Consider the following 2823-nt stretch of genomic DNA (forward strand, 5'->3'; position numbering starts at 1 on the left):
TAGGTCAGAAACGCATACCCCGGGGGGGGCGGGGGGGGGGGGGGGCCGGGCGGCCCCCCCCACCGCGTGACCGGCTAGGAGCCGATCATCTGCTCCATCTGGCGGATCTGCGCCGCCTGGTCGGCCGCGATGGCCTCGGCGAGGTCGAGAGCCTCGGGGTTCGCCCCGCTGTTCAGCTGGTCTTCGGCCATGTCGAGCGCGCCTTCGTGGTGGCCGATCATCAGCGTCAGGAAGGCCGCGTCGAACTCCGCGTCGCGGGCGGCGTCGAGCTGGCTCATCTGGGCATCGCTCATCGCGCCCGGCATGTCATCGCCGTGGTCCATCGGTGCCATCGAGGCGCCCTCGGCGGGGACCTCGGCGCCCCAGTCCTGCAACCAGCTGGTCATGAGGTCGATCTCTGGCCCTTGAGCCGCGGCGATCGCGCCCGCCAGGGCCAGCACGTCCGGGTCGGTGGTGCGCTCGGGCGCCATCTCGGCCATCTCGATCGCATCGCGGTGGTGGATGATCATCATCTGGGCGAACTGCACGTCGGCGTCGTTGTACGTCGCGGGAACCTCGCTGACCCGCGCGGTCGGCTCAGGTGAGGGGCCGTTGGTGGTGCTGCTCGAGCCGGCACAGCCGGCCAGGGCCAGGGCGAGGGCGAGGGTGCCGCCAGTGGCGGCCAAACGGGTACGGGAAGTCATCGGGGTCTCCAAAGGTGGTCGTGCGGATGGTGAAGGTCACGCGCGGCCGCGCGCCCCCGGGTGGGCAGGGCGCAGCCGGGCCCTTCTAGATCCGCAGGACGCAGAGACTGAGGCGGACGGGAGTGCGGGAAACGCCGAATGGGACCGCCCCGCCGGCGCCGAGACCCGGGCTCGTCCAGGCACGGCGCGCGAGAGCCAGGAGGTAACCCCCGCCCGGGCGCGCCACGACGAGCCAGCCGACCAACCCCGTCAGTGCCACCAGGCACCCGACCAGCCCCAGGTGCCCGTCGTGATGGTCCTCGTCCGGGACCGACGGCGCGAGCGGGACGGGCGGCGTCAGCCACGCGGTCTCCGCCGCCGGGCCGTCCGCAGTCGACCCCTGGGTCATAGCAATACCGGAGCCCGACTGGAGGTCATGCGGTTCAACGCCGGCCTGGGCACCGTTCGACGCGGCGATGACGTGGTGCCCTGCGGAGGCAACGTCTGTCGACCCGACGACGTGCATCACCACGAAGCCCGCGAGGGCAAGGAGAAGCACCGCAACTGACCTCAGGGTCAGCCGCCGACCGTTCCACCCGCCCATGACCGCCATCGACCACATCATCCGCCACCGACCGGCCGTCACCCAACAGGGCACACCACGTCTGGCGCTTTGCGACCGACGAACGACCGGTCTCGCGAGAGCCGCCACACTCAACCCTCAATACAGTCGAGCCGCCGCCCCGGCAGGCGTCGGCGACCCGCGGGGGACTGTACTTTCAATGGTGTAACTCCTTCCCAGGAGGTATCCGATGAGCACGCTGGTTGAGTTGGCCGCTGGGGCGGTCGCGACGGAGGTTGAGGAGCAGGTGCCCACGACGGTTGAGCGCCCGCCGCTGGTGGACCGGGAGTTGGTGGAACGGCTGGTCGGCGACGCTGAACGGCTCGGCCTGGGCGTGGACGGCGAGGACGGGTTGCTGGCGCAGCTGACCAAGCTGGTCCTGGAGTCCGCGTTGCAGGGTGAGTTGACGGCCCACCTGGGCTACGACAAGCACCAACGCGTCGAGGACGGTGTGAACGCCCGTAACGGGACCCGGACCAAGACGGTCCTGACGAAGGCCGGCCCGGTCCAGATTGACGTGCCACGGGATCGTGCCGGGACGTTCGAGCCGGTCGTCGTCGCGAAGCGGCAGCGGCGGTTGGGGTCGATCGAGGACGTGGTGCTGTCGTTGTCGGCGCGGGGGATGACGCACGGGGACATCAGTGCGCACCTGGCCGACGTGTACGGCAGCGAGGTGTCCAAGACGACGATCAGCACCATCACGGACAAGGTGCTCGAGGGCATGGCCGAGTGGCAGAACCGGCCCCTGGACCCGGTGTACCCCGTGTTGTTCATCGACTGCATCCACGTCAAGGTTCGCGACGGCCAGGTCGCGAACCGGCCGATCTACGTCGCCCTGGCGGTCACCGTCGAGGGGAACCGGGACATCCTGGGCCTGTGGGTCGGTGACGGCGGCGAGGGCGCGAAGTACTGGCAGCAGGTCCTGACCGAGATCAAGAACCGCGGCGTCGACGACGTGCTCATGCTCGTGTGTGACGGGCTGAAGGGTCTGCCCGACGCGGTCGGTCACGTGTGGCCGCGCACCATCGTGCAGACGTGCGTGGTGCACCTGATCAGGGCGTCATTCCGGTACGCCGCCCGGCAGGACTGGGACAAGATCGCCCAGGCCCTGCGGCCCATCTACACCGCCGACACCGCGGCCGCCGCGGAGGAGAGGTTCCTGGAGTTCACCGAGGCGTGGGGACGCAAGTATCCCGCCATCGTCAGGCTCTGGTCCGACGCCTGGGCGGAGTTCGTGCCGTTCTTGCAGTTCGACAAGGAGATCCGCCGCATCGTGTGTACGACGAACGCGATCGAGTCGGTCAACGCCCGGATCCGCAAAGCCGTGAAGGCTCGCGGCCACTTCCCGAACGAGCAGGCCGCGCTGAAGTGCGTCTATCTGGCGATCATGGCCCTGGACCCGACCGGAAAGGGCCGCGCCCGATGGACCCAACGCTGGAAGGGCGCCCTCAACGCCTTCGAGATCACCTTCGACGGCCGACTCTCCGCCGGCCGCCGCTAACCCGACAACCCGAGTTACACCGAAGACTTGACAGACCC

Annotated in this window: 3 protein-coding genes; 1 reads left to right on the forward strand and 2 read right to left on the reverse strand. The window is 69.4% G+C overall.

What is annotated here, in order from left to right; translation table 11 throughout:
• Positions 1-74: 74 nt before the first annotated feature.
• Positions 75-683 (reverse strand): DUF305 domain-containing protein, encoded by a 609-nt coding sequence (locus tag Q1K57_RS10895; protein ID WP_300082324.1) that lies wholly within the window; start codon positions 681-683, stop codon positions 75-77.
• An 85-nt stretch (positions 684-768) separates the two neighbouring features.
• Positions 769-1221, reverse strand: coding sequence for a hypothetical protein (locus Q1K57_RS10900; protein ID WP_300082327.1), 453 nt, complete (start codon positions 1219-1221; stop codon positions 769-771).
• 253 nt (positions 1222-1474) lie between these two features.
• Between Q1K57_RS10900 and Q1K57_RS10905 the strand changes: the two genes are divergently transcribed.
• The gene (locus Q1K57_RS10905; RefSeq protein ID WP_300082330.1) at positions 1475-2785 is read left to right on the forward strand and encodes an IS256 family transposase; all 1311 of its coding nucleotides are present in this window, start codon (positions 1475-1477) and stop codon (positions 2783-2785) included.
• The last annotated feature ends 38 nt before the right edge of the window (positions 2786-2823 follow it).

It is taken from the genome of Propioniciclava sp. (assembly GCF_029977985.1).
GTDB lineage: Bacteria > Actinomycetota > Actinomycetes > Propionibacteriales > Propionibacteriaceae > Propioniciclava.